At 63.3% G+C, this 24861-nt stretch carries 21 protein-coding genes; 14 read left to right on the forward strand and 7 right to left on the reverse strand.

What is annotated here, in order from left to right; genetic code table 11:
* Nucleotides 1-237 precede the first annotated feature (237 nt).
* The 5 genes from PspS04_RS13630 (at nucleotide 238) to PspS04_RS13650 (ending at nucleotide 5281) form a co-directional block, all read left to right on the forward strand.
* On the forward strand, nucleotides 238-1053 hold the full coding sequence (locus tag PspS04_RS13630; RefSeq protein WP_095170239.1) for a helix-turn-helix domain-containing protein: 816 nt from the start codon (nucleotides 238-240) through the stop codon (nucleotides 1051-1053).
* Nucleotides 1054-1103: 50 nt separating this feature from the next.
* Nucleotides 1104-2510: an NAD(P)/FAD-dependent oxidoreductase gene (locus PspS04_RS13635; RefSeq protein ID WP_159995875.1), complete on the forward strand. Its 1407-nt coding sequence runs from the start codon at nucleotides 1104-1106 to the stop codon at nucleotides 2508-2510.
* A 29-nt stretch (nucleotides 2511-2539) separates the two neighbouring features.
* Entirely contained in the window at nucleotides 2540-2881 is a 342-nt protein-coding gene (locus PspS04_RS13640) for a cupin domain-containing protein (RefSeq protein WP_095170241.1), read from the forward strand.
* Between the two features lie 80 nt (nucleotides 2882-2961).
* Nucleotides 2962-4029 (forward strand): polyamine ABC transporter substrate-binding protein, encoded by a 1068-nt coding sequence (locus PspS04_RS13645; protein ID WP_442966643.1) that lies wholly within the window; start codon nucleotides 2962-2964, stop codon nucleotides 4027-4029.
* A 145-nt stretch (nucleotides 4030-4174) separates the two neighbouring features.
* Complete coding sequence (locus tag PspS04_RS13650) at nucleotides 4175-5281, forward strand: DmpA family aminopeptidase (protein ID WP_159995879.1); 1107 nt, start codon at nucleotides 4175-4177, stop codon at nucleotides 5279-5281.
* 4 nt (nucleotides 5282-5285) lie between these two features.
* Here the strand turns inward: PspS04_RS13650 and PspS04_RS13655 are convergent, their stop codons facing one another.
* Complete coding sequence (locus PspS04_RS13655; protein WP_159995881.1) at nucleotides 5286-5510, reverse strand: YgdI/YgdR family lipoprotein; 225 nt, start codon at nucleotides 5508-5510, stop codon at nucleotides 5286-5288.
* A 251-nt stretch (nucleotides 5511-5761) separates the two neighbouring features.
* Here PspS04_RS13655 and PspS04_RS13660 point away from each other — a divergent pair, with 251 nt between their 5' ends.
* A complete protein-coding gene (locus PspS04_RS13660) occupies nucleotides 5762-7414 on the forward strand; it encodes a VRR-NUC domain-containing protein (RefSeq protein WP_159995883.1) in 1653 nt (550 codons plus the stop codon).
* Nucleotides 7411-9675, forward strand: coding sequence for an ATP-dependent DNA helicase (locus tag PspS04_RS13665; protein ID WP_159995885.1), 2265 nt, complete (start codon nucleotides 7411-7413; stop codon nucleotides 9673-9675). Before PspS04_RS13660 ends, PspS04_RS13665 begins: the two co-directional genes overlap by 4 nt.
* Before the next feature lie 11 nt (nucleotides 9676-9686).
* Here PspS04_RS13665 and PspS04_RS13670 read toward each other — a convergent pair whose 3' ends face one another.
* From PspS04_RS13670 to PspS04_RS13685, 4 genes are all read right to left on the reverse strand, one after another.
* Nucleotides 9687-10178 (reverse strand): GNAT family N-acetyltransferase, encoded by a 492-nt coding sequence (locus PspS04_RS13670; RefSeq protein WP_159995887.1) that lies wholly within the window; start codon nucleotides 10176-10178, stop codon nucleotides 9687-9689.
* Nucleotides 10179-10357: 179 nt separating this feature from the next.
* The gene (locus PspS04_RS13675; protein WP_159995889.1) at nucleotides 10358-11671 is read right to left on the reverse strand and encodes an NAD(P)/FAD-dependent oxidoreductase; all 1314 of its coding nucleotides are present in this window, start codon (nucleotides 11669-11671) and stop codon (nucleotides 10358-10360) included.
* A complete protein-coding gene (locus PspS04_RS13680; RefSeq protein WP_159995891.1) occupies nucleotides 11668-12756 on the reverse strand; it encodes a polyamine ABC transporter substrate-binding protein in 1089 nt (362 codons plus the stop codon). Before PspS04_RS13680 ends, PspS04_RS13675 begins: the two co-directional genes overlap by 4 nt.
* Nucleotides 12757-12912: 156 nt before the next feature.
* Nucleotides 12913-14271 carry a glutamine synthetase family protein gene (locus PspS04_RS13685; RefSeq protein ID WP_159995893.1) on the reverse strand — a complete coding sequence of 453 codons (1359 nt, stop codon included), beginning with the start codon at nucleotides 14269-14271 and terminating at the stop codon, nucleotides 12913-12915.
* Nucleotides 14272-14434: 163 nt separating this feature from the next.
* Here PspS04_RS13685 and PspS04_RS13690 point away from each other — a divergent pair, with 163 nt between their 5' ends.
* Nucleotides 14435-15367 (forward strand): helix-turn-helix domain-containing protein, encoded by a 933-nt coding sequence (locus tag PspS04_RS13690; protein WP_159995895.1) that lies wholly within the window; start codon nucleotides 14435-14437, stop codon nucleotides 15365-15367.
* Here the strand turns inward: PspS04_RS13690 and PspS04_RS13695 are convergent.
* Both PspS04_RS13695 and PspS04_RS13700 read right to left on the reverse strand, forming a co-directional pair.
* Nucleotides 15364-15960, reverse strand: coding sequence for a cupin domain-containing protein (locus PspS04_RS13695; protein ID WP_095170252.1), 597 nt, complete (start codon nucleotides 15958-15960; stop codon nucleotides 15364-15366). The genes PspS04_RS13690 and PspS04_RS13695 overlap by 4 nt on opposite strands.
* Nucleotides 15961-16097: 137 nt before the next feature.
* A complete protein-coding gene (locus PspS04_RS13700) occupies nucleotides 16098-18059 on the reverse strand; it encodes an oxidoreductase (protein WP_159995897.1) in 1962 nt (653 codons plus the stop codon).
* A 270-nt stretch (nucleotides 18060-18329) separates the two neighbouring features.
* On the opposite strand from PspS04_RS13700, the gene PspS04_RS13705 reads away from it, so the two are divergent.
* The 6 genes from PspS04_RS13705 to PspS04_RS13730 all read left to right on the forward strand — a co-directional run bounded on the left by PspS04_RS13705 (nucleotide 18330) and on the right by PspS04_RS13730 (nucleotide 24784).
* Nucleotides 18330-19325, forward strand: coding sequence for an ABC transporter substrate-binding protein (locus tag PspS04_RS13705; protein WP_442966644.1), 996 nt, complete (start codon nucleotides 18330-18332; stop codon nucleotides 19323-19325).
* Nucleotides 19326-19396: 71 nt separating this feature from the next.
* A complete protein-coding gene (locus PspS04_RS13710; RefSeq protein WP_159995901.1) occupies nucleotides 19397-20191 on the forward strand; it encodes a class II aldolase/adducin family protein in 795 nt (264 codons plus the stop codon).
* Between the two features lie 100 nt (nucleotides 20192-20291).
* On the forward strand, nucleotides 20292-20939 hold the full coding sequence (locus PspS04_RS13715) for a TetR family transcriptional regulator C-terminal domain-containing protein (protein ID WP_159995903.1): 648 nt from the start codon (nucleotides 20292-20294) through the stop codon (nucleotides 20937-20939).
* A 92-nt stretch (nucleotides 20940-21031) separates the two neighbouring features.
* Nucleotides 21032-21748, forward strand: coding sequence for a response regulator (locus tag PspS04_RS13720; RefSeq protein WP_095170257.1), 717 nt, complete (start codon nucleotides 21032-21034; stop codon nucleotides 21746-21748).
* 4 nt (nucleotides 21749-21752) lie between these two features.
* Nucleotides 21753-22526, forward strand: coding sequence for a substrate-binding periplasmic protein (locus PspS04_RS13725; protein ID WP_159995905.1), 774 nt, complete (start codon nucleotides 21753-21755; stop codon nucleotides 22524-22526).
* Nucleotides 22523-24784 (forward strand): ATP-binding protein, encoded by a 2262-nt coding sequence (locus tag PspS04_RS13730; RefSeq protein WP_159995907.1) that lies wholly within the window; start codon nucleotides 22523-22525, stop codon nucleotides 24782-24784. The genes PspS04_RS13725 and PspS04_RS13730 overlap by 4 nt, the downstream gene beginning before the upstream one ends.
* Nucleotides 24785-24861: the final 77 nt, after the last annotated feature.

The raw sequence follows: 24861 nt of genomic DNA on the forward strand, positions 1-24861 counted from the left end.
CCACCTGGGTGATCGAGCGCTTCCGTTAGCTCATGGCAGGAGAGAGCGCCCTCTGTGGCGCCACCGGTTGAGTGAATAAAAATAGCACTCGTTCAGCCTGCAGTTACTGGGTTTTTCAGGCCATTTGGCGATTGAACGCGGTTTTTATGCGCTGGATCACGTTCCGGCGTTGCCCATTGCCATTGAAGCCCGCGGGCAAGTTCGGCAAGCTCGGTGCTTTATGTCGTCGAGTGCCCTATGCCTGCCCCAGAAGATGGCCCGTTGTTGACCCAGGCTACCGGCGAAACCGTGCTGCGTTATCACCTGTGCTGGAAGCACCGCGACCTCGACGGCGTGATGGCGCTGTATCACCCGGACATCCAGTACCACGACTTTTTCCAGAACCGGGTCCTGGGCTTGAGTGAGCTGCGTGAATACGTGCGCAGTAGCATGCCCCGTGATCCCGAGGAGGCGCTGGAGCATTCGGACCGCATCCGCCTGGATGGCGATACCGCGTTCATCCAATACCGCATGACCCTGCGCGGTGGCGAAGGGCTGGTGTCGTTTCGCTCAAGCGAGGCCATCACCGTGCGTGACGGGCTGATCTGGCGCGTCAATGAGTACGCGTCCCTGGTCCACGAACCGCGTGACAGCCAGACACCAGGTGCGCCGCGTCCGGCAGCCAGCCGGCTGGGGCTGTCACCCCGGCAGCTGAGTTTCATGGCCCAGGACCTGCAGCAGTACTTCGAGCGCCAGCAAGCCTATCTCGATCCGCAACTGGATCTGCAACGGGTCGCCGAGGAGTGCGGTTACAGCCGTAACCAGATTTCCTACCTGCTCAACCAGGTCCTGGGGCAAAGCTTCTACCGCTACGTCAACCAGGCGCGCTTGCAGCATCTGCTGGCGGCACTGGACCGCGCCACGCCCCCGGTGCGCATCGACGAACTGGCCTTCGCCGCCGGGTTCAATTCGTTGTCGGCGTTCTATAGCTGTTTTCGCCAGCACACCGGGCTGTCGCCCAAGGCCTACGTCAAACAGATTTCTTTGCGTGCACGCGCGCAAGACAAGCCCTGAGCCAACCCACTAGGATCGACGCCATCGAAACTTGAATGGCGGAGACTTGCATGCCGGCGTGGCGCACGATCAGTTTGTGGATGGACCAGCTCGAGGAGCCGCTGTTGCCGAGGCCTGCCCTTGAGCACGACCTGGATGTCGATGTGGTGATCATCGGCGCCGGGTACACCGGTCTCTGGACCGCGTACTACCTCAAGCGCCAGGCCCCGGAGCTGAACATTGCCATTGTCGAGGCGCAAACTGCCGGTTTTGGCGCGTCGGGCCGCAATGGCGGCTGGCTGATGGGTAACCTGCTGGGCGAAGACCGCCTGCTGGCCGGCTTGTCCGTCGAACAACGGCGGGCCTCCTTCGACTTGCTGCACAGCATTCCCGATGAAGTGGCGATCGTCATCGAACGGGAAGGCATCGACTGCGATTACCGCAAAGGCGGGGTGCTGTATTGCGCCGCTCGTTACCCCGAACAGGAGCACAGCCTGCGCCAGTACCTGGACGGGCTGTATGCCCAGGGCCTGAATCAGTCCGACTATCGTTGGCTGACCCCCGAGCAGCTCAACCAGCAGATCCGGGTTGCCAAGCCCTATGGCGGCATCTATGCGCCGCACTGCGCGACGATCCAGCCGGCCAAGCTGGTGCGGGGCCTGGCACGAACCGTGGAGCGCATGGGGGTGAAGATCTTCGAAAACAGCCCAGTGACTGCCTGGCAATCGGGCAGCGTGCGCACCGCCAAGGCCAGCGTGCGTGCGCGTTGGGTGGTGCCGGCGGTGGAGGGTTATGCCGTGACGCTGGCCCCGCTGGGTCGTTATCAATTGCCGGTGCAGAGCCTGCTGGTCGCCACCGAGCCGTTGTCCGCAGCGACCTGGGACGAAATCGGCCTGAGCCGCGGCCAAGCCTTCAGCGAAAGCAGCCGCCAAGTCACCTATGGCCAGCGTACAGCCGACAATCGCCTGGTGTTCGGCGCCCGTGGCGGTTACCAGTTCGCCGGTCAACTGCGGCACAACTTCGACCTGACCAGCGGCGAGGTGGAGCTGCGGCGCTACCTGTTCGGTGAATTGTTCCCGCAGCTCAAGAACGTACCGATCACCCATTCCTGGGGCGGCAACCTCGGCATGTCGCGCAACTTCAAGCCGCACATGCTGTGCGACGTGCGCAGCGGCATTGCCCTGGCGGGTGGTTATGGCGGTGAAGGCGTCGGCGCCAGCAACCTCGGCGGCCGGACCCTGGCCGACCTGATCCTGCAACGCGACAGCCAGTTGGTGCGCCAGCCCTGGGTCGTCCCCCAAGGCGGCCTCGACGCGTTGCGCACCTGGGAGCCGGAGCCGCTGCGCTGGCTGGGCTACAACGCGATCATCCGCAGCTTCATCCACGAAGACCGCACCCTGGCTGACCTGCACAGCGCGCCCTGGCGCCGCAAGCTTGCCACGCAGGTGGCGGGGTTCATGGAAGGCTTGATGCACTAAACGCGCTTCACTCACCCACAGGTATCGACATGAGCATTACCCAGTTCAAGAACACCCATCATGTGCCGCTGCAGGAATCCGCCCCGGTCGCCGTTCCGCTCGGTACGCCGGTAGCGGTCACCTCGACCACCAGCGTGGAGCGTAGCGACGGCGTCGAAACCGGGATCTGGGAGTGCACCCCAGGTCGCTGGCGGCGGCAGATCGTCGCGCAAGAGTTCTGTCACTTCGTCCAGGGCCGCTGCACCTTCACCCCGGATAACGGCGAGCCCCTGCAGATAGAAGCCGGCGATGCCCTGATGCTGCCCGCCAACAGCACCGGGATCTGGGACATCGAGGAAACGGTGCGCAAGACCTACGTATTGATTTTTTGATCCTCTGATCAACCGAAGACCTGCCAATAAAAACGCCAAACAGGAATCGAATCATGATCCGCTTACCCCGTGCACCCCTGATGCTGGCCCCGCTGATGTTGGCTGCGTCCCTCAGCCAGGCCGGCGAGACCGTGAAGGTCTACAACTGGTCGGACTACATCGCGCCGGACACGATGAAAAACTTCCAGAAAGAAACCGCTATCGGTTTCAGCTATGACGTCTACGACAGCAACGAAACCCTCGACGGCAAGTTGATGACCGGCCAATCGGGGTATGACGTGGTGTTCCCCTCCAACCACTTCATGGCGCGGCAGATCGCTGGCGGGGCGCTGAAGAAGCTCGACAAGAGCCAACTGCCGAACTGGCAGAACCTCAACCCGGTGTTGCTCAAGGCCCTGCAAGACAACGACCCGGGCAACGAGCACGGCTTTCCCTACCTGTGGGGCAGTACCGGGATCGGCTATAACATCGCCAAGGTCAAGGCGGTGCTGGGGGACAACGCCCCCGTGGATTCCTGGGACCTGATCTTCAAACCCGAATACATGGAGAAGCTGCAGAAGTGCGGCGTGGCAATCCTCGATAACGGCCCGGAACTGCTGCCCGCGGCCTTGAACTACCTGGGTTTGCCCCACCACAGCAAGGACCCGGCGGACTACAAGAAGGCCGAAGCCCTGCTGATGAAAGTACGGCCCTACGTCAGCTATTTCCATTCCTCCAAGTACACCAGTGACCTGGCCAACGGTGATATCTGCGTTGCGGTGGGTTTCTCCGGTGACATCCTGCAGGCCGAAAGCCGGGCCAGGGAAGCCAACAACGGCGTCGACATCGGCTACGCGATTCCCAAGGAAGGCGCGGCGATCTGGTTCGACATGGTGGCCATGCCCGTCGACGCTCCCGACGAAAAACCGGGCTACGCGTTCATGAACTACCTGCTGCGCCCCGACGTCATGGCCAGCATCAGTAACCATGTGCACTACGCCAACGGTAACCAGCAGGCCGATAGCCTGATCGACCCGGCTATCAGGAACGACACCAAGGTCTACCCGAGCCCGGAAATGATGGGCAAATTGTTCGCCCTGCAAGCCATGCCCCTGAACATCGACCGGATTCGGACCCGGCTGTGGAACAAGATTCGTACCGGGAGTTGATCGGCAATATCCGGTAGGGGATTGCGTCCCTGTGCTTGGGGGGGGGCATACCCCAACGGGGTAATGGGCGCGACAGTCGGGGTTCTCTAGAGTAGCGGTCCTTCGCCGGCGTGATCCGGTGCTTGAATATTGCTGAGGAGAGGACATGCGTGCACGTGAATTGGGCATCACCCTGGGCTTGGGCGTACCGGGACCGTTGAATGCCATTACCGATGTCCCGGGAGTTCGGGTCGGACACAGTACGCTGCGCGAGCAAGTCAACGGCAAGCAGGTCAGGACCGGCGTCACGCTGATCCAGCCGCGGGCCGGTCATGCGCGGCAGCAGCCGTGTTTCGCCGGTTGCCATGTGCTCAACGGCAATGGTGATGCCACGGGACTGGAATGGATTCGTGAAGCCGGCTTGCTGGCAACCCCGATTGCCATCACCAACACCCACAGCGTCGGCGTGGTGCGTGATGCCCTGGTGGCGCTGGAGCGCGACAGCCTGGCGGACCCCGCGACCTACTGGTGCATGCCCGTGGTGATGGAGACCTACGACGGCGTGCTCAACGACATCTGGGGCCAACACGTAGCCCCGCAACACGTGGCAGAAGCGGCCGCCAATGCCAGTGCCGGCCCCGTGGCGGAGGGCGCGGTCGGCGGTGGCACCGGGATGATCTGCCATGAGTTCAAAGGTGGAATCGGCACCGCGTCGCGCCAGGTAGCAGCCGGGCAGGGTGGCTATACCGTCGGCGCGCTGGTCCAGGCCAACCATGGCAAACGCCGCGAACTGCGGATCGACGGCTACCCAGTCGGCCGCCAACTGGTGCCAAGCCCATCGCCCTTCGAACACCAGGGCACGCCTGGCATGGGCTCGATCGTGGTGATCCTCGCTACCGACGCGCCCCTGCTGCCGCACCAGTGCCAACGCCTGGCCCAGCGCGCCTCGATCGGCATCGCCCGCACCGGCGGCGGCACCGAAGACTCCAGCGGGGACATCTTCCTGGCGTTCGCTACCGGCAACCAGGACCTGCCGCCTGCGGACTACGGGCGCAAGGACCTGCCATTGAGCACGCCACTGGCGATGCTCAACAACGATTACCTCTCGGCCCTGTTCAGCGCAGCGGCCGAAGCGGTGGAGGAGGCGATCATTAATGCGTTGCTCGCAGGCGAGGATATGTGCAGCGACGATGGCCGCCGCGTGGATGGGCTCAAGCCCGAGTTGCTGTTGCCGGCGTTGCGTGCCTCAGGCTGGTCCAGCCCCGACCTCTAGGCGGCTACTTTTCCTTGCGGATGGTGGCGACATCATCCGCCTTGACCTTGACCGTCGCGCCAGAAATGTCCTTGAACTCGACAAAACCGTCTTCAGCGGTGGTGTCCGGCATATCTTCGGTCAGGTATTGGGTGCCGTTCTGCAGGGTCACCACCGTTGGGGTCGAGCAACCTGCCAGCGCCAGCAAGGTGACCACGGCCAGGGGCATGCACAGAGTACGGATGTTCATACTAAAACCTCTCAATCCAGAATCACTCGATCGGCCTGATGCAAGGAGCAGCGGCGCGATATCACTAGGCCCTTGGTCCCGCTTATCCCGGGAAAGTTCGCTTAGGCCCTGAAAAAGCTGGAAAAATACCACATCAGGGTAGATGGAATGGACAAAACCCGGCCATTTATCTTTTTCCATTTGCCAGCGGCGCGGCTGAACTGCTATCTGTATGCATAACCAGTATCCGCTCGCCATGGCCCTTTCTATCTGTGACCGTCAATCCGCTCGAAGATCCGTTCTACTACCTGAATAACTTTCAGCAGGTACTCGCCTGGCTGCAGCAGCGTTATGCCGATGTGCTCAGCCCGCAGGAGCAGGCGTTCATTGAGTCTTTCGGCCAATTGCCGCGAGCTTCCCAGGCGCTACTGGTGCGCATGGTGATGCGCAAGGGCGAACACTTTCGCCCGGGCAAGTTGCAGTACCCGGAAATTGGCGCGACGGCGCTGGCGGTGCAGCCGTTACTGGCGCTGGGCTGGGTCGACGATCAGGCGCCATTGCCTCTGGATGCGTTGTTCGAGGTGCTGCTCAAGGCCGAGATCCTGGCCTGTTTCGGCACGGCCATCGACCAGCCCAAAGCGAAAAAAACCGCCTGGCTCGATGCCTTGCGTGAGGCATTCCCCCACCCGCAAACCCTGCGACAGTGGTACCCGGCCCTGGATGATCGGGTCCTGAGCCTGACCATCATGGGCCTGTGCGATCGCCTGCGCTTGATGTTCTTCGGCAACCTTTACCAGGACTGGTCGGAGTTCGTGCTGGCGGACCTGGGCATCTACACCTACGAGAAGGTCGAGTTCTGCGCAGAGTCCCGGGGCTTGCGCAGCCGTGAGGACGTCGAGGCGTTTCTTTACCTGCATGGCTGCCAGCAAGCCTTCGAAGGCGCTGAGGACGTGAGCCAGGTGGTGGCTCGGATTCACGCCCTGGACAGCGCCAACCCCTGGCTGCAGAGACGCCGCGACAAACTGCTGTTCCTGCTCGGGCAACACTGCGAACGCCTGGCCGACTGGCCGGCAGCGCTGGACATCTATCGCCAGTGCCACTATCCGGGTGCCAGGGCGCGCCTGATCCGTGTGCTGGAGCGCTGCGCCGAGTATGCCCTGGCGCTGGAGTTGGCGACCCAGGCCGAGCTCGCGCCGCAAAGTGCCGCCGAGCAGCAGCAAGTGCTGCGGATGCTGCCGCGCTTGCGGCGCAAACTTGGCGGGCCGCCGGCGCCACGCCTGAAGCCGCGGGAAGTCGAGCGCCTGGACCTCAACCTGCTGCGTGTCGACCCGGCGTTGTCGGTGGAGTTTCATGTCCAGGCCCACCTGGATGACCCGGCGGCACCGGTGCATTACGTTGAAAACAGCCTGATCAACTCATTGTTCGGCTTGCTCTGCTGGCCGGCGATCTTTGCGCCACTGCCCGGGGCGTTCTTCCACCCGTTCCAGCGCGGGCCGGTGGACCTGCTGAGCGAGGATTTCCATACCCGCCGCGCCGAGTTGTTCCAGGCTTGCCTGGGCGAACTGGACGATGGCCGTTATGCCGCGACCATTCGCCAGCGTTTTCACGCCAAGGCGGGTGTGCAATCGCCCTTCGTGTTCTGGGGAGTGTTGACCGAGGAACTGCTGGAACTGGCATTGCTCTGCCTGCCGCCGGAACACCTCAAGCACTGGTTCGATCGCCTGTTGCAGGACATCAAGGCCAACCGCTCCGGCATGCCCGACCTGATCCAGTTCTGGCCGCAGCAAAAGACCTACCGGATGATCGAGGTCAAGGGCCCCGGCGATCGCTTGCAGGATAACCAGGTGCGCTGGCTGGAGTTCTGCCATGCCCATCAGATGCCCATCGCCGTGTGCTACGTGCAGTGGGCGTTACCTTGCGAGTGAGCTACAGCATCGCGGTGCGTGCCCTGTGTGAGTTCACCGCCAAGTGCGGCGACCTCGACCTGCGCTTCACCCCATCGCCCACGGCGCTGGAGGGCATCGTCGGGCATCGCACCGTGGCATCGCGGCGCAGTCCGGGCTACCAGAACGAAGTGGCGGTGCAAGGCCAATACCGGCAGTTGACCGTGCGGGGGCGGGCAGACGGTTATGACCCGGCGCAGAACCGCCTGGAAGAAATCAAGACCTACCGCGGCGACCTCGAGCGTATGCCGGCCAACCACCGGCAACTGCATTGGGCCCAGGCGAAAATCTACGGCTGGTTACTGTGCCAGCAACTGCACCTGGCCGAGATCAACCTGGCGCTGGTGTATTTCGACATCGTCAGTGAGCAGGAGACCAGCCTGGTGTCAGCCTGCAGCGCGCTTGAGCTGGAGACCTTTTTCAACCAGCAGTGCGGGTTGTTCCTGGCCTGGGCCGAGCAGGAACTGGCTCATCGCGAGGCGCGCAATCAGGCCGCACAGGCCCTGCGGTTTCCCCACCCGGACTTTCGTCCCGGCCAGCGTCACCTGGCGGAATCGGTGTTCAAGGCGGTCAGCACCGGCCGCTGCCTGATGGCCCAGGCTACCACCGGCATCGGCAAGACCCTCGGCACGCTGTTCCCGATGCTCAAGGCCCTGGCGCCGCAGAAGCTCGACAAGGTGCTGTTTCTCACCGCCAAGACTCCAGGCCGCAAACTGGCGCTGGATGCCGCACAGGTACTGGTCGACAGCGCACCGGGGTTGCCCTTGCGAGTGCTGGAAATGGTCGCCCGGGACAAGGCCTGCGAGCACCTGGACAAGGCCTGCCACGGCGAGTCCTGCCCGTTGGCCAAGGGTTTTTATGATCGCTTGCCGGCAGCGCGCCAGGCAGCCAGCCAATTGACCCTGCTTGATCAGGCGGCGCTGCGCCAGATCGCCCGGGAGCACCAGGTGTGTCCCTACTACCTGAGCCAGGAAATGGCGCGCTGGGCCGACCTGGTGGTCGCCGACTACAACTACTACTTTGATTTCAGCGCGCTGCTGTTCGGTCTGGCCCAGGCCAACCAGTGGCAACTGGCGGTATTGGTGGACGAGGCCCACAATCTGGTGGAGCGCGGGCGCCAGATGTACAGCGCCAGCCTGGACCAGTTCAGCTTCAACAGCATGCGCAAGATCGCCCCCCAGGTCCTGAAGAAAAGCCTGCAGCGGGTCAACCGTGAATGGAACGCGCTGCACAAGGAGCAGGCCAGCCCTTACCAGGCCTATGCCAACGCGCCGGACAAACTGTTGCAGGCGCTGGCGCTGTGCACCGCGGCCATCGGCGACTACCTCAACGACCACCCGCAAGGGCTGGACGCCGAGGTGCAGCGTTTCTATTTCGATGCGTTGCAGTTCTGCCGGGTCGCGGAGCTGTTCGACCAGCACTTCGTGTTCGACATCAGCAAGCGCCAGTCCAGCGGCCAGCGCAGCCTGGCGCTGCTGTGCCTGCGCAACGTGGTGCCGGCCGGCTTTATTCGCCCCAGGCTGACCGCGGCGCGCAGTGTGGTGATGTTCTCCGCGACCCTCAGCCCGCAGCGCTATTACCGCGACCTGCTGGGGCTGCCGCCGGCGACGGTGTGGATCGACGTCGAGTCGCCATTTCATGCCGACCAGCTCCAGGTGCAGATCGTCAGCCAGATCTCCACTCGTTTTGTCCATCGCCAGGCCTCCCTGGCCCCCATCGTCGAGTTGATGGCGCGCCAGTTCAGCGCACGCCCCGGCAACTACCTGGCGTTTTTCAGCAGCTTCGATTACCTGCAACAGGTGGCCCAACTGTTTGCCCACAGTCACCCGCACATCCAGCAATGGTCGCAGTCCCGGGGCATGGACGAAAGCAGCCGCCAGGCGTTTCTCGAACAGTTCACTGCGCAGAGCCAGGGCGTTGGTTTTGCGGTACTCGGCGGGGCATTTGGCGAGGGCATCGACTTGCCCGGGGCACGGCTGATTGGCGCCTTCATCGCCACCCTCGGGCTGGCGCAACTGAACCCGGTCAACGAGCAGTTGAAGCAGCGGATGGCGGCGATTTTCGGCGATGGTTATGACTACACCTACCTGTTTCCCGGCGTGCAAAAAGTCGTACAGGCCGCCGGCCGGGTGATTCGCACCCAGCAGGATCAAGGGTTGGTGATGTTGATCGACGATCGATTCGCCGAGCCCAAGGTCCAGCAGTTGCTGCCACGCTGGTGGTCCGTCAGCAGCCGTGCGTAAGCTCGATGCCGTCAGGGGATGCGGAACTTGAACAAGGTGCAGGGGTAACCGTCCACCGGCAACCGGTGTTGGCTCAGTTCGCTTGCACCCAGCGCTGGGATGACCTTGGCCCAGAACGCCTTGGCCGCGAGGTTGGCGTCCAGGTGGAAAACCTGCCAGCAGCCGGGAAACTGCTGCAGCAGGGCGTCTACCACATGGCGGCCAACGCCCTGGCCACGGTATCGACGGCTGACGAATAGATAGCTGATATTGAACGTCACCCCGGCCAGGTGTGCCGTATCGTCCACCGTGACAAAACCGGCCAATGCGCCATCCACCCGGATCAGGAAGGGCTGGGTGGCGGGCTTGCGCCAATAGTCGGGCGGCAGTTGCACAGTGAACAGGCCGCGCTCGGCGAGGCTCAGCGGCAGCCATTCACTGAAGTCATAGAGGTAGAACTGCATCAGGTTCTCGATGCAGTCCAGCTCATCGCGCTGAGCGCGCAGCAGTTCGATGCCGGGCATGGGGTAGGGTCCTCAAACAAACCACACTGTAGGAGCGAGCTTGCTCGCGATGGACGTCAACGATGACGCGTTTCTCCTGATTAAACACGGCGCTCTCGGGTTTTTCGCGAGCAAGCCGCAAGCGGGCGCTCGCTCCTACAAATTTTGCTGGCAGGACAAAAGGTTCATTGCCCAGCCCATCACCCGACCATCTCTTTCAACCGATACCACGCCATGCCCAATGCCAGCAGCGGGGTGCGCAATGCGCGGCCACCGGGGAAGGTCAGGTGCGGCACTGCGCTGAACACGTCGAAGCCCTGGCTGTGTCCGGCGTGGATCGCTTCGCCCAGCAGGCGTGCGCACCAGTGGGTGACGTTCAAGCCGTGGCCGGAATAACCCTGGGCGTAATACACGTTCGGGTGCGCCGATAGACGGCCGATCTGCGGAAAACGGTTGGCGGAAATCCCGATGCGCCCACCCCATTGATAGTCGATGCGCACATCGGCCAATTGCGGGAACACCTTGAGCATCTGTGGGCGCATGTAGGCGCTGATGTCCGCCGGGTCCCGCCCGGAATAATGGCAGGCACCGCCAAACAACAAGCGCCGGTCGGCCGATAGCCGGTAATAGTCCAGGCCAACTTTCTGGTCACACAGCGCCAGGTTCTGCGGGATCAACTGATCCGCCGCCTGCTGCGACAGCGGTTCGGTGGCGATGATGTAGCTGCCGGCGGGCAGGACCTTGCCGCTGAGCTTGGGCTCCAGCTCCTCTAGGTGAGCGTTGCAGGCCAGCACCAGTGTGCCGGCGCGTACCGAGCCGCTGGCACAGCGGACTTTGACCGTACTGCCGTGAACGATCTCCAGCACCGGGCTGTGTTCGAAGATCCGCACCCCCAGGGACTCAGCCACCTGTGCCTCACCGAGGACCAGGTTCAGCGGGTGCAGATGCCCGGACCCCATGTCCACCAGCCCCCCGGCGTAGACCTTGGAATTGACCACCTGGTCGATGTCCTGCGCCGCCACGAGCCGGGTCTCGTGGGCATAACCCTGGGCCTGGAGGCTCTGTTGCTCAGCCTTGAACGCGGCAAACTGCGCCGCGGTGTTGGCCAGTTCGCAAAAGCCCCAGCGCAGATCACAGTCGATGCCGTGCTGGCGGATACGCTCGGCCACCACCTGCACCGACTCGATCCCCGCGCGCTCCAGGTAACGCACGCCGTCCTCGCCGACGTAGCGGGCAAATCCCGAGACGTCATGACCGACGCCGCGGATCAGTTGTCCGCCGTTGCGCCCGCTGGCGCCCCAGCCGATCCGCCGAGCCTCCAGCAGGATCACCGAGAGCCCGCGCTGGGACAGTTCGATGGCGGTATTGACCCCGGTAAAACCGCCGCCGATCACACAGACGTCGGCCTCCAGGTCCGCGCTCAGCGCCGGGCGTTGGCGCATGCCCTTGGCGCTGGCCGCGTAGTAGGAGCGGGCGTGCTCGGTGTCTGGGTTGAATTGAGTGGCCTGGTTCATTTGTTGGACTTCACTTTGCTCCAGGAGCGAGTCATCAGGCGCATGATTTCTGGCGTCGGGGTGGTGGAAATGTAGAGTTTGTCGAGCACCGCCTGGGGCGGGTAGACCTCAGGGTTGTTTACCAGCTCGGCATCCATGAACGGCTTGGCGGCCGGGTTCGGGTTAGCGTAGCCGACGGTGGCGCTGACCTTGGCAATGACCTCGGGGTCCAGCAGGTAGTTGATGAACTCGTAGGCTTGCTTGGGGTTGCCGGCATCGGCGGGTACCGCGAGCAGGTCGAACCACAGGTTGCTGCCTTCCTTGGGGATGGCGTAGGCGATGTTCACCCCGTTCTTCGCTTCCTTGGCCCGGTTGGCGGCCTGGAACACGTCGCCGGAGTAGCCGAAAGCGATGCAGATATCACCGTTGGCCAGGTCCGAGACGTACTTGGAGGAGTGGAAGTAGGTGATGTAGGGCCGAATGGTCAGCAGCTTGGCTTCGGCCTTTTTGTAGTCTTCGACTTTTTCGCTGCGCGGGTCCATGCCCATGTAGTTGAGGATGGCCGGGTACACTTCATCGGCCGAATCCATCATCGACACGCCGCACTGGCTGAGCTTTTTCAGGTTCTCGGGTTCGAACATCACTGCCCACGAGTCGATATGGTCAACTCCCAGTACCTGCTTGATCTTGTCGACGTTGTAACCGATGCCGTTGGTGCCCCACAGGTAGGGCACCGAGTGCGCGTTGCCGGGGTCGTTCTTTTCCAGCAGGGTCAAGAGTTTCGGGTCGAGATTCTTCCAGTTCGGCAATTGCTCGCGATCGAGCTTGAGGAAGGCCCCGGCCTTCACCTGGCGAGCCAGGAAGTGGTTGGACGGCACCACTACGTCGTAGCCGGTACGCCCGGCGAGCAGCTTGCCTTCCAGGGTTTCATTGGAGTCGAACACGTCATAGATGACCTTGACCGAGGTCTTGGCGGTGAAGTCGGCGAGGGTGGTTTCGCCGATGTAGTCGGTCCAGTTGTACACGCTGACGCTGGGCTGCGCATGGGCAACGGCACTGCACAACAGCGCCAGGGCAACGGGAACCACGGATTTCATAAGACGCATTCGACACCTCTTGGAATAATTGTTTTCGATGTACAGGACCCAATGTAGGAGCGAGCTTGCTCGCGATGACGTCGGATCAGTCGACATCAGCTCAAGGATCAGCTCCCCATCGCGAGCAAGCGGAGCGCCGCCCGGCCCGCTCCCACAGTCCCGGTATCAGACGCTCAGCAGCAGGAACTCGCGTTCCCAGGAGCTGATCACGCGCTTGAAGTTTTCATGTTCGGCGCGTTTCACCGCGACGTAGCCGCGCACGAACTTGCTGCCCAGGTAGCTTTCAATGGTCGGGCAGTTCTCCATGTGCGCCAGGGCGTCTTCGATGGTGATCGGCAGGCGCAGGTTGCGTCGTTCGTAGGCCCGGCCCTCGACGCCGGCGCTCGGTTCGACTCGTTCGACCATGCCCAGGTAACCGCACAACAGGCTGGCCGCGATCGCCAGGTAGGGGTTGGCATCGGCGCCGGGCAAGCGGTTTTCCACGCGCATCGCGTCCGGGCTCGAGGTCGGCACCCGCAGGCCGACGGTGCGGTTTTCCACGCCCCATTCGACGTTCACCGGCGCCGAGGTGTCCGGCAGGAAGCGCCGGAACGAGTTGACGTTGGGGGCGAACATCGGCAACAGCTTGGGAATGTACTTCTGCAGGCCGCCGATATGGTGCAGGAACAGTTCGCTCATGCTCCCGTCTTCATTGGCGAAGATTGGCTTGCCGGTGGCGATCTCGACCACGCTCTGGTGCAGGTGCATGGCGCTGCCTGGCTCATCGCCGATCGGCTTGGCCATGAAGGTGGCGGTGACGTTGTGCTTGAGCGCCGCTTCGCGCAGGGTGCGCTTGAACACGGTGATCTGGTCGGCCAGGTCCAGTGCGTCGCCATGCCGGAAGTTGATTTCCATCTGCGCCGGGCCGTCTTCATGGATCAGCGTGTCGAGGTCCAGGCCCTGGGCTTCGCACCAGTCGTAGACATCTTCGAACAGTGGATCAAATTCGTTGGCGGCATCGATGGAAAACGACTGCCGACCGCTTTCGGCACGGCCCGAACGGCCCAGTGGCGCCTTGAGTGGCAAGTCTGGGTCTTCGCAGCGTTGGGTCAGGTAGAACTCCATTTCCGGGGCCACGATCGGCTTCCAGCCTTTGTCGGTGTACAGCTGCAGGACTTTCTTGAGCACGTTGCGCGGCGACAGTTCGATCGGGTTGCCGAACTTGTCGAAGGTGTCGTGGATCACGATCGCAGTGGGCTCGATGGCCCATGGAATCACGTACACCGCGTCGGACACCGGCTTGCACACCATGTCGATGTCGGCCGGGTCGAGCAGGTCGTAGTAGATGTCGTCGTCGACAAAGTCCCCGGTTACCGTTTGCAACAGCACACTTTCCGGCAGGCGCATGCCTCGCTCATGCAGGAACTTGTTGGTGGGCGCTATCTTGCCGCGAGCGATACCGGTCAGGTCAGTGACCACGCATTCGACTTCGGTAATCTTGTGATCTTTCAGCCAGGTGGAGAGCTGATCGAAAGGGGCGTTCATAAAGACCTCGTTATTGGTTTTATCCGCGCCAGAGTCAGGCTTGCTGTGCACAGAGACTTCCCCTGTAGCGCGTTGACGACTATCTTGGGCCAGCGTTACGGTTCCATCTATCCACTTTCAGCAGCCATCAAGCGCACCAAAAGAGTGCGCGCGGATCTCCCCCATGACAGCGCCAAATCCCTTGCATGTGCAGGCTTTCAACACCGCAGACGTCGCCGACCAGATACGCGCGACCCCTGGGTGGGTGCAGCACTACCAGCAGATGTCGCCCGGGCACTTCGCCGGCCTGGTGCGCTATCTGGACTTGCAGGGGGTAGAGATTTACGAGGAATGCATGAACACCCGGGTCGAGCAGAATTTCAGCGCGCCACCGGGGGCCTTGGCGTTCTGTTTCGACCGCAGCGACAACGCGCTCTACGTGCTCAACGGCGAAAGCCGCAATATCTGGATCACCCCGGAGAATTACCAGGAAGTGGCCGTGGTCTTCGGTCCGCAGTTCCTGCAGCGCCATGGCGTTAGCATCGAACGCCTGGAAGGCCTGTTCATGGCGCCGCTCAACTCGCAGCAGAACGCGCTGTTCAGCCGCTGGCTCAGCGGCACGCTGACCCGGCTGTCCGAAGCCATCGACCCGCCAAGCCGGGAAGCCCTGACCCAGCAACTGCTGGACGACTGCCTGTTCATCCTCGACAACGCCTGCGTCTGCCTCGACCAGGGTGCATTGCAGCGCCGGGCAGGGGAGCGGGTGCTCATGAAACGAGTGGGCGAGTGGGCAGCCGATACCCCGGAAGAACAGCTCAATCTGCTGCAGTTGTCCCAGGTCGCCGGGGTTTCCCTGCGCCAGTTGCAACACGCCTTCAAGACCTACACCGGCATGGCTCCAACCCAATGGCTGCGCCTGCGCCGCCTCAACAGCGCCCGCCGCGAACTGCTCGGCAGCCACCCCGGCCAGACCACCGTGGCCGAAGTGGCAATGCACTGGTCATTCTGGCACCTGGGACGTTTTTCCAGCAGCTACCGGGCACTGTTCAAGGAACTGCCGAGCGACACCCTCAAGCGTGCGGGGGCTACAGCAACCAGTGGGCGCGTGCGGCGTTAAAACGTCGGCGGAGTAATCACCCAGATCACCACCGCATCCACTTCGCCAGGGTTGCCGTAGCGGTGTGGTTCCTGGCTGGAGAAGCTGAAGCTGTCGCCTTCGCTGAGCTGGAAATGCCGATCGCCGACCCACAGCTCGAAGCTGCCGCACAGCAGGTAGCCAGCTTCTTCGCCGTCGTGGCTGTAGCTTTGCTGGCTGTAGGTGCCGGGAGGGAAGCGCGAGTGGAGCATTTCCAGTTGGCGGTTGGGTTGGGGGGTGAGCAGGTGGTCGACGATGCCGTCTTCGTAGTGCACGCTCAGGCGGCTGTTCTTGCGCACCACCACGCCCTGGTCTTCGGGGGCCGTGGGCACTTCGCTGGCGAAGAACCACTGGATGGTCACGCCCAGGCTACGGGCGATGTTGAACAGCGCCGGGATCGACGGGTAGGCGAGGTTGCGTTCCAGTTGGCTGATGTAACCGGCGGTCAACTCACTCAACTGCGCCAGCTGCGCCAGGGTCATGCCCCGGCGTTTGCGCAGGCCGCGAATCCGCGTGCCGAGGAAATGCGGCGCAGCGCTGCCGATGTCGGGCGCAGGCGTGTTGCTGTTGCTCATGGCGAATTCCAGACCGGGAGGGGCTTGAGCGCGGGCCGTGTAGGAGCGAGCAAGCCGCAAGCGGGCACTCGCTCCTACAGTTAAAAGCGGGAATTTGCGCCCAAGCCAAAACCTAAAGTCCCGGAGTATAAACAGGCTTAAAGCTCCCAGGCGACTTTCAGGCCTTCGTAGATGGCTTCTTCGGCGGTGCGCGGTGCCAGGCAGTCGCCGATCCGGCGAAACTCCACTAGCCCTTGCAGTTCGGCACCTAGGGTATCCACCGGTTGGTGGCCTTGGCACAACACCAGGGTGTCGATGTTCTCCAGCAGCATTGGCTCGCCACTGGCGGTGTGTTGCAGGTACACCGTGTTGTCGTCGCAGCCATAGAGCCGGGCATACGGAGTGATCGGGATGCCGAGCTTATGCAGTTCGCCGGCCAGTTGGTCACGCACGTACAGCGGCAGGTTTTCCCCGCAATGAGTGCCATTGACCGCCAACTGGACCTGATGCCCAGCCCGCACCAGGCGCTCGGCGATACCTGGGCCGATCCAGTCGCAGCGCCAGTCCACCACTACCACTGAACGGCCGATCGGCACCTCGTCCTTGAGCACCTGCCAGGCGTCGACCACCTGCAATTCACCGCCACGCTCGAAGTTTGGCCAGTAAGGTTCGGCCCCGGTCGCAACGATCACCAGGTCCGGCTGTTCGCGCTCCACCAGTGCCCGGTCGACCCGGGTGTTGCGCACTACGCGCACCCCGGCCAATTGCATCTCGCGCTGCAGGTTGGTGCTGGCTCCACCGAACTCGGCGCGGCGCGGCAGCAGTTGGGCCAACAGCACCTGGCCGCCGAGTTGCGAGCTGGCTTCGTACAGGGTCACCTCGTGCCCGCGCTGGGCGGCCACCGCTGCGGCCTTCATTCCGGCCGGGCCACCGCCGGCGATCATGATGCGCTTGCGCCGAGTCGCTGGCGCGCGTTGGCGGTAGATCAGTTCGCGCCCGGTTTCCGGGTGCTGGATGCAGGAAATCGGCAATCCCTTGTGGAAGTGCCCGATGCACGCCTGGTTGCAGGCGATGCACGCGCGCACGTCTTCGGCACGCCCGGCGTCGGTCTTGTTGGGCATTTGCGGGTCGCAGATCAGCGCCCGGGTCATGCCGCAGACATCGGCCTGGCCCCGGGCCAGGATCAGTTCGGCCTCCTGGGGCTGGTTGATCCGGCCGGTAACGAACAGTGGAATCTTCAGGCCAGCTTTGAAGGTCCCGGCTTCTTTGGCCAGGTACGCCGCTTCGATGGCCATCGGCGGCACGATGTGCACTGCACCGCCCAGCGAGGCCGAGGTGCCGGCGACGATGTGCACGTAGTCCAGCTGGGCTTGCAGCGCTTGCACACTGGCCAGGGACTCATCTTCGCTCAAGCCTTCGGGGTCACGCTCGTCCGCGGAAATCCGCAGGCCGATGATGAACTGCTCATCGGTGCTGGCGCGCACTGCAGCGATCACTTCCCGCAGGAAGCGCAGGCGTTGTTCGAGGTCTCCGTTGTAGTGATCGGTGCGTCGGTTGACCCGGGGGTTGATGAACTGCGCGGGCAGGTAACCATGGCTGGCGACCACCTCGACCCCGTCGATCCCAGCCTGATGCAGGCGGCGAGCGGCCGCCGCATAACCGGCGACGATCTCATCGATCATCGCCTGGTCCAGCGCCCGTGGCATCACCCGGAAGCGCTCGTTAGGCACTGCAGAGGCGGAGTAGGCCACGGCCAGCAGACCGTCGCTGGACTCCATGATTTCCCGCCCCGGGTGGAAAATCTGCGACAGCACCAGGGTGCCATGCTCGTGGCATGTCCGCGCCAGCTCACGGTAACCCTCGATGCAGGCGTCGTCCGTGGCCATCAGCACATGGGAGGTGTAGCGCGCACTGTCGTGGACCCCGGCCACCTGCAGCACGATCAGCCCGACACCGCCTTCGGCGCGTGCCCGGTGATAGGCGATCAGTTGCGCGTTGACCAGGTTGTCGGTCGGCATCGAGGTGTCGTGCCCGCTGGACATGATGCGGTTTTTCAGGCGTTTGCCGCGGATCTGCAAGGGCTCGAACAGATGGGCAAAGGCGGGGGACGAGGTCGGCATGGTGCGCTTACTCCAGGCAGGCTGAAGCCGAAAGGCCGTGCTTCGGCGTTGTTATTATTGCCCTATAGAAATTTACCGGCAGTAAAAAATCAACTTGTTTTTTTACTAAGGCTTGCAGTACTTTCATTTGGCGCCCGCTCCTGGGGCGAACCTCACAACAATAAAAATGGGTCACGCCGGTCCTGCTCCGGGTGGCACCTGCACGAGGACTGCTAGATGAAAGCCAATAGACTCAAGCTCGCTCGTTATCCCTTGCTGTTGTCCCTGGCCATGGCCATGGGCAGCGTTCAGGCGGCGCCGGACATGGTGGTGGTCGGATACGGCGGCGCCGGACAGAAAGCCCAGGACGTGGCGTTTTTCCAGCCCTTCAGCGCGCTGGACCAGAGCAAATTGATCCAGAGCGAATACAACGGCGAAATGGCCCGGATCAAGGTGATGGTCGACACCGGCAACGTCGATTGGGACGTGGTGCAGATCGAAGGCCCGGACCTGATGCGCGGCTGCGAAGAGGGCATGTACGAGCGCCTGGACTGGACGCAACTGGGGCATGCCGCACAATTAATTCCCGAGGCCGCGCAGGAGTGCGGTTCCGCCGCGTTGGTGTGGAGCGTGGCGATTGCCTATGACACCGACAAGCTGGCCCAGGCCCCGGCCTCATGGGCGGATTTCTGGAACGTGGAGAAAATCCCCGGCAAGCGCGGCCTGCGCAAACGCGCGGTGTACAACCTGGAGTTCGCCTTGCTGGCCGACGGGGTCAAGGTCGAGGACGTCTACCAGGTCCTGGGCACTCCTGAAGGGGTCAACCGCGCCTTCGCCAAGCTGACCGAACTCAAGCCCCATATCCAGTGGTGGGAAGCCGGCGCACAACCGGCACAATGGCTGGCCGCCGGCGACGTGGTCATGACCTCGACCTACAGCGGGCGGATTGCCGCCGCCGCCCAGGGCGGCAGTCACCTGGGCCTGGTCTGGCCGGGCAGCCTGTACGGCATGGACTACTGGGCGATCATCAAGGGCTCCCGGCATGTCGATCAGGCCAAGCGGTTTATCGCCTTCACCAATCAGCCCGATGCCCAGGTCAAGTACGTGCAGCAGATTCCCTACGGTCCGACCAATACCGAGGCCGCGGCACGCCTGGATCAGTCGCTCGCGCGCTGGGTGCCGACCGCGCCGCAGAACCTCAAGGGTGCGCTGTCGATGGACGTCGGCTTCTGGGTCGATCACGGCGAAGAACTGGAAGAGCGTTTCAACGCCTGGGCCAGCAAATAAGCCGCGCGGCTGGACGCTTGCCCCGTCCAGCCTTACTGTCTGCCCAGCCATCTGCCTGGAGAACCTCGCCAATGAAGCAATTTGTCAGCCCCCCTGATGCGCCGGTCGAGCGCAGCGCCACCGAGCAGCGCCTGCGTGAAGAGTTGGCGGCGTGCTATCGCTTGATCGCGCACTTTCGCATGACCGACCTGATCTTCACCCATATCTCGGTGCGCCTGCCTGGGCCGGAGCACCACTTCCTGATCAACCCCTACGGCTTGATGTTCGATGAAATCAGCGCCTCCAACCTGGTGAAAATCGACCTTCACGGACATGCCGTAGAGCCGTCGCAATACCCGGTCAACCCGGCGGGTTTTGTCATCCACAGTGCGATCCACGGCGCCCGTGACGACGCCCAGTGCGTGCTGCACACCCACACCCGCGCCGGTTGTGCGGTGGCGGCCTTGAAGTGCGGGCTGTTGCCGGTCAATCAGATTTCCATGGAGTTCTACGGCCGGGTTGCCTACCACGACTACGAAGGTGTGGCGCTGGACCTCAGCGAGCAGCAGCGCCTGGTGCACGACCTGGCGGACAAGCCGGTGTTGATGTTGCGCAACCATGGCCTGTTGACCGTGGGCGCCACCGTGGGCCAGGCGTTCTTGCGCATGTATTACCTGGAAAAGGCCTGCGAGATCCAACTGGCGGCCCAGGCCTGTGGCGAATTGCTGCTGCCGCCCCACGAGGTCTGCGCGCACACCGAGCGCCAGTTCAACGACCCCGGCCGGCCCCTGGAAGAGGGCCAGTTGAGCGATCCGGATGCCATGCAACTGGCCTGGGCGGCGATGTTGCGCCTGCTCGAGCGCATTGCCCCAGGCTATCGTGACTGAACGCGGTTGAGGCTGGAGACTGGGCGCACTCTTGCTGTACAGTCGTTCAACGCAGGGGCGGTGCAGGGCCCCAATGATCGATCCAAGGAGAGAGTCGCCCATGAGTCAGGAAGCCCGTTTTTCACGCATGGAACCGGAGCTGCGCAAGGCCAATCTGATCGAGGCGACCCTGGTGTGCCTCAAGCGCCATGGCTTCCAGGGCGCATCGATTCGCAAGATCTGCGCTGAGGCCGGGGTCTCGGTGGGGCTGATCAGCCACCACTATTCGGGCAAGGACGAACTGGTGGCCGAAGCCTACATGGCGATCACCGGGAGGGTCATGACTTTGCTGCGCGAGGCCATGGAGCAGGCCGCGCCGACTGCGCGGGAGCGATTGTCGGCGTTCTTTCGTGGCTCGTTTTCCGCCGAACTGCTGGACCCGCAACTGATCGATGCCTGGCTGGCGTTCTGGGGCGCGGTGAAAACCGCCGAGGCAATCAACCTGGCCCACGAACACTCCTATGGCGAGTACCGCGGTATCTTGCGCAAGGTGCTGGCCGAACTGGCCCAGGAGGAGGGCTGGGAACACTTCGATGCCGACCTCGCGGCTATTGGCCTGAGCGCCTTGCTCGATGGCCTGTGGTTGGAGTCCGGACTCAACCCCGGGACCTTCAGCCCGGAGCAGGGCATGCAGATCTGTGAAGCCTGGGTCGATGGGCTCCTGGCCGGCGGGCGCCAGCGTTTCTGCGTACCGACCGGCAGCTGTTGATCGATCGTTCAGCAGAGGCTAGGATCAGCCGCTGAAACGCAAAACCACTCTAATAAGAAACACGCCTTCGGGCACACGCAGGACTTCAAGCGATGACTCCTCGGGTACTGATCGTCGACGACGATCCGCTGATTCGCGAACTGCTGCACGCCTACCTGTCCCAGGAAGGGTACGCGGTCCACTGCGCCGAAACGGCGGAGGCCGCGGATACCTTCCTCGCCAGCCAGGCGGTCGACCTGGTGATGCTCGACATCCGCCTGCCAGGCAAGGACGGCCTGACCCTGACCCGCGAACTGCGGGTGCGCTCGGAGGTCGGGATCATCCTGATCACCGGGCGCAACGACGAAATCGACCGTATCGTCGGCCTGGAGTGCGGCGCCGATGACTATGTGATCAAGCCGCTGAACCCCCGGGAACTGGTGTCCCGGGCGAAAAACCTGATTCGCCGGGTGCGTCATGCCCAAGCCCCCCAGCCACTCGCCGCCGCGGCCAAGCCGGTCAAGCAATTCGCTGCCTGGGCCCTGGATACCGATCGCCGGCGCCTGATCGATGACGCCGGCAACGAGACCCTGCTGACCCACGGCGAATACCAGTTGCTCAGCGTGTTCCTGCGCAACAGCGGCCACACCCTGAGCCGCGACCAGTTGATGGACCAGATCCGCAACCGCGAGTGGGTGCCCAACGACCGCTCGATCGACGTGCTGGTGGGGCGCTTGCGGCGCAAGTTGCATGACGACCCGGCCGAGCCGCAGTTGATCATTACCATTCACGGCGCCGGTTACCTGTTTACCGCCAGTGTGGCGGCCTGAGGCGATGGTGCGCGCCCTCGGGCTGTTACTGATGCTCGGCGCCGGTACCGCCATGGCTGCCGAGAAGGTCCGCTATTGCGATTACCCGGTGTACCCACCGATCTCCTGGAGTGACGGCAAGCAGGTGCGCGGCCTGGCCCCGAGCGTGGTCAAGCACCTGTTCGGCGCGCTGGGCTATGAGGTCGAGACCGTGGTGCTGGGCAACTGGAAACGCTGCCTGCTGGACGCCGCCGAGGGTCGGGTCGACGTGGTGCTGGCCTACAGCACTGCGCAGCGCGAGCAAAGCCTGGTGTTTTCCCGGGTGCCGGTGCTGCGCGAGGACGTCGCGGTGTTCATCAATCGGCAACACCCGGTGCGCTTCGAACGCCTCGAAGACCTCGCCCAGTACCGCGGCGGCCTGCTGTTCGGGGAAAGCTACGGGGTGGATTTCGACCGGTTGGTGGCTCGCAGCAACAATATCGAATGGGTCTCCAACAGTGAGCAGAACTTCGGCAAGCTGATTCGCGGGCGCATCGACTTCATCACCCAGGAGCGGCGCACCGGCGAGTTGTACGTCGAACACCTGAAAGGCGCCCAGGACATCGTCGCCTTGCCCCAGCCCCTGAGCGTCGACTACCTGCGGATCGCAGTGTCGCGGCGCTCGGCGCTGGCCAGCCAGATGCCGCAGATCGATGCCCAGTTGCAGCGCATGGTCGAGGCCGGCGACATCGAACGCTGGCTCAACGAAAGCGAAGTCACCTACCGCGACATGGTCAGCCTGCCGGCGGACGCGCAATGATCCGCGCCCGGCCCGGTGGGTTGTTGCGACGCCTGCTGCTGTTCATCCTGTTGTTCAGCCTGTGTTTTACCGTGCTCGCCAGCACCGTGCAGCTGTACTTCGAGTACCGCCGCGAGATGCGTGACATCGACTCGCGCATGGAGCTGATTCGCGCCGGTTACCTGGCCAGTCTGGAACGCAGCCTGTGGGACCTCAACCAGGAGCAGTTGAACGTCCAGCTACGGGGCCTGGTGGATTTCTCCGACGTGGCGCGGGTGCGCCTGAGCAGCCCGGACTTCGAGTTGTTGCAGGGCAATCCGCAGCCGCTCGGGCCTTTGCGCATCGAGCGCTTCGAACTGGATTACCAGCCGCCTTCCGGGGAAAAACGTCACCTGGGGCAACTCGAAGTCAGCACTGACCTGGGGGCCGTGCACCAGCGGCTGTACGCCACTGGCTTGACCAGCCTGCTGTGGATGAGTGTGTTTCTCTGTGGCCTGGCGGTGGCGCTGTCCGGATTGTTCTACCGTCTGGTGACCCGCCACCTGCAAGTGATGGCCGGGTTCGCCCGGCGCATCGCTGCCGGCGAGTGGCAGGAACCCTTGCGCCTGGACAAGAGCCGCAGTGGCATCCCGGATGAAATCGACACCGTGGCCCACGCCCTGGACGACATGCGCCGGGCGATCCTCAGTGACATCGACCGCCGCGAATCCGACCGCCTGGCCCTGCAGCACAACCGCGATGACCTGCTGCGCATGGTCGAACGGCGTACCGCCAGCCTGATGCGCGCCAAGGACGAAGCCGAGGCGGCCAACCTCGCCAAGTCACGGTTCCTGGCGACCATGAGCCATGAATTGCGCACGCCGCTCAATGGCATTCTCGGCATGGCGCAACTGCTGCGCAGCCCGCGCCTGGACGAACTCGACGGCAAACGCCTGGATGCCCTGCACAAGGCCGGTGAAGGTTTGCTGAGCATTCTTAACGAGGTGTTGTACTTCGCGCGCCTGGAGGAGGGCGAAACCCACCTGGAGCCGGTGAACTTTTCCTTGCGCCAACTACTGGATGAGGTACTGACCCTGCTTGAGCCTCGGGCGCTGGGCAACCGCACGCGCCTGCATTGCCTGATCGACCCGCAGCTGGCGCCACGCCAGTTGGCGGCCGAACAGTTCCTGCGCCAGGTGCTGAGCAACCTGCTGGCCAACGCCATCAAGTTCACCGAGGGCGGTGAGGTCAGTGTGCTGGTGATGCTGCTGGCGCCGACACCGGGGCTCGACGGGCAACGCGTGCGGGTCAGCATTACCGACAACGGCATCGGCATTGACCCGGCCATGCAGGAAAAGATCTTCGAGCGTTTCACCCAGGCCAGTGAGGAAGTGGCGCAACGTTTTGGCGGCACCGGGCTGGGCCTGGCCATCTGCAAACACCTGGTGCAGAAAATGGGCGGCAGCATCGGGGTCGACAGCCAGCCGGGACGTGGCAGTTGCTTCTGGTTCGAGCTGACACTGGCGCCGGCGGGCGAGTTGGTCGATGAACCCGTCGAGCAGGCCAGCGGCCCGACGCTGAAGATCCTGGTGGTCGAAGATGTGGCGCTCAACCGTGAGGTGGTCAGCGGCCTGCTGCAACAGGACGGGCACCAGGTCTGGCTCGCGGAGGAGGGCCAGCAGGGATTGGCCGAGTGCGCCGCCCAGGCGTTTGATTTGATCCTGCTGGACGTGCACTTGCCGGGGATCAGCGGCGTCGAACTGTGCCGGCAGATCCGTGGCGGTGCCGGGCCGAACCGCGCCACGCGGATTTTCGCCCTGACCGCCAGCGTACAACCGGCACTCGTGCGCGGCTATCTGGATGCCGGGATGGACGGCATCCTCGCCAAGCCGCTGAAACTGGCCGAACTGCGCGCGGTCCTGGCGGGGCAGACGCCGTCAGCCGAACCCACAACGCAGGACGGGGCCATGGACTGGCCGCTGTTGGATACCCATCGCACATTGCTCGGCGAACAGAAGGTGCTGGGTCTGCTGACGGTGCTGCGCACTTCGATCATCCAGCACCGTGGGGCCCTGGCGGAAGCCATCGCGGCCGAAGACTGCACCGAGGTCGCACACCTGGCCCATCGCCTGGCCGGCAGCAGTGACTCCCTGGGTTTCCGCGCCCTGGCCCAGGTCTTGCGGGCGCTGGAGGACGCGGCGCTGGGCAACGCCGAATCCGCCCTGCGTGACCTCGCACCCCAGGTCGATGCCCAGTTCCACGAAGCCCTGCAGACCCTCAAAGGTCTGTTGCAGAGCTGACGTACAAATCTGTTACGACTTTCTACAACTTCGATCTTTACCGTCAACGCGAACTTACATGGCCTTCCAATAATCGA

The organism is Pseudomonas sp. S04 (assembly GCF_009834545.1).
Classification (GTDB): Bacteria; Pseudomonadota; Gammaproteobacteria; order Pseudomonadales; family Pseudomonadaceae; genus Aquipseudomonas.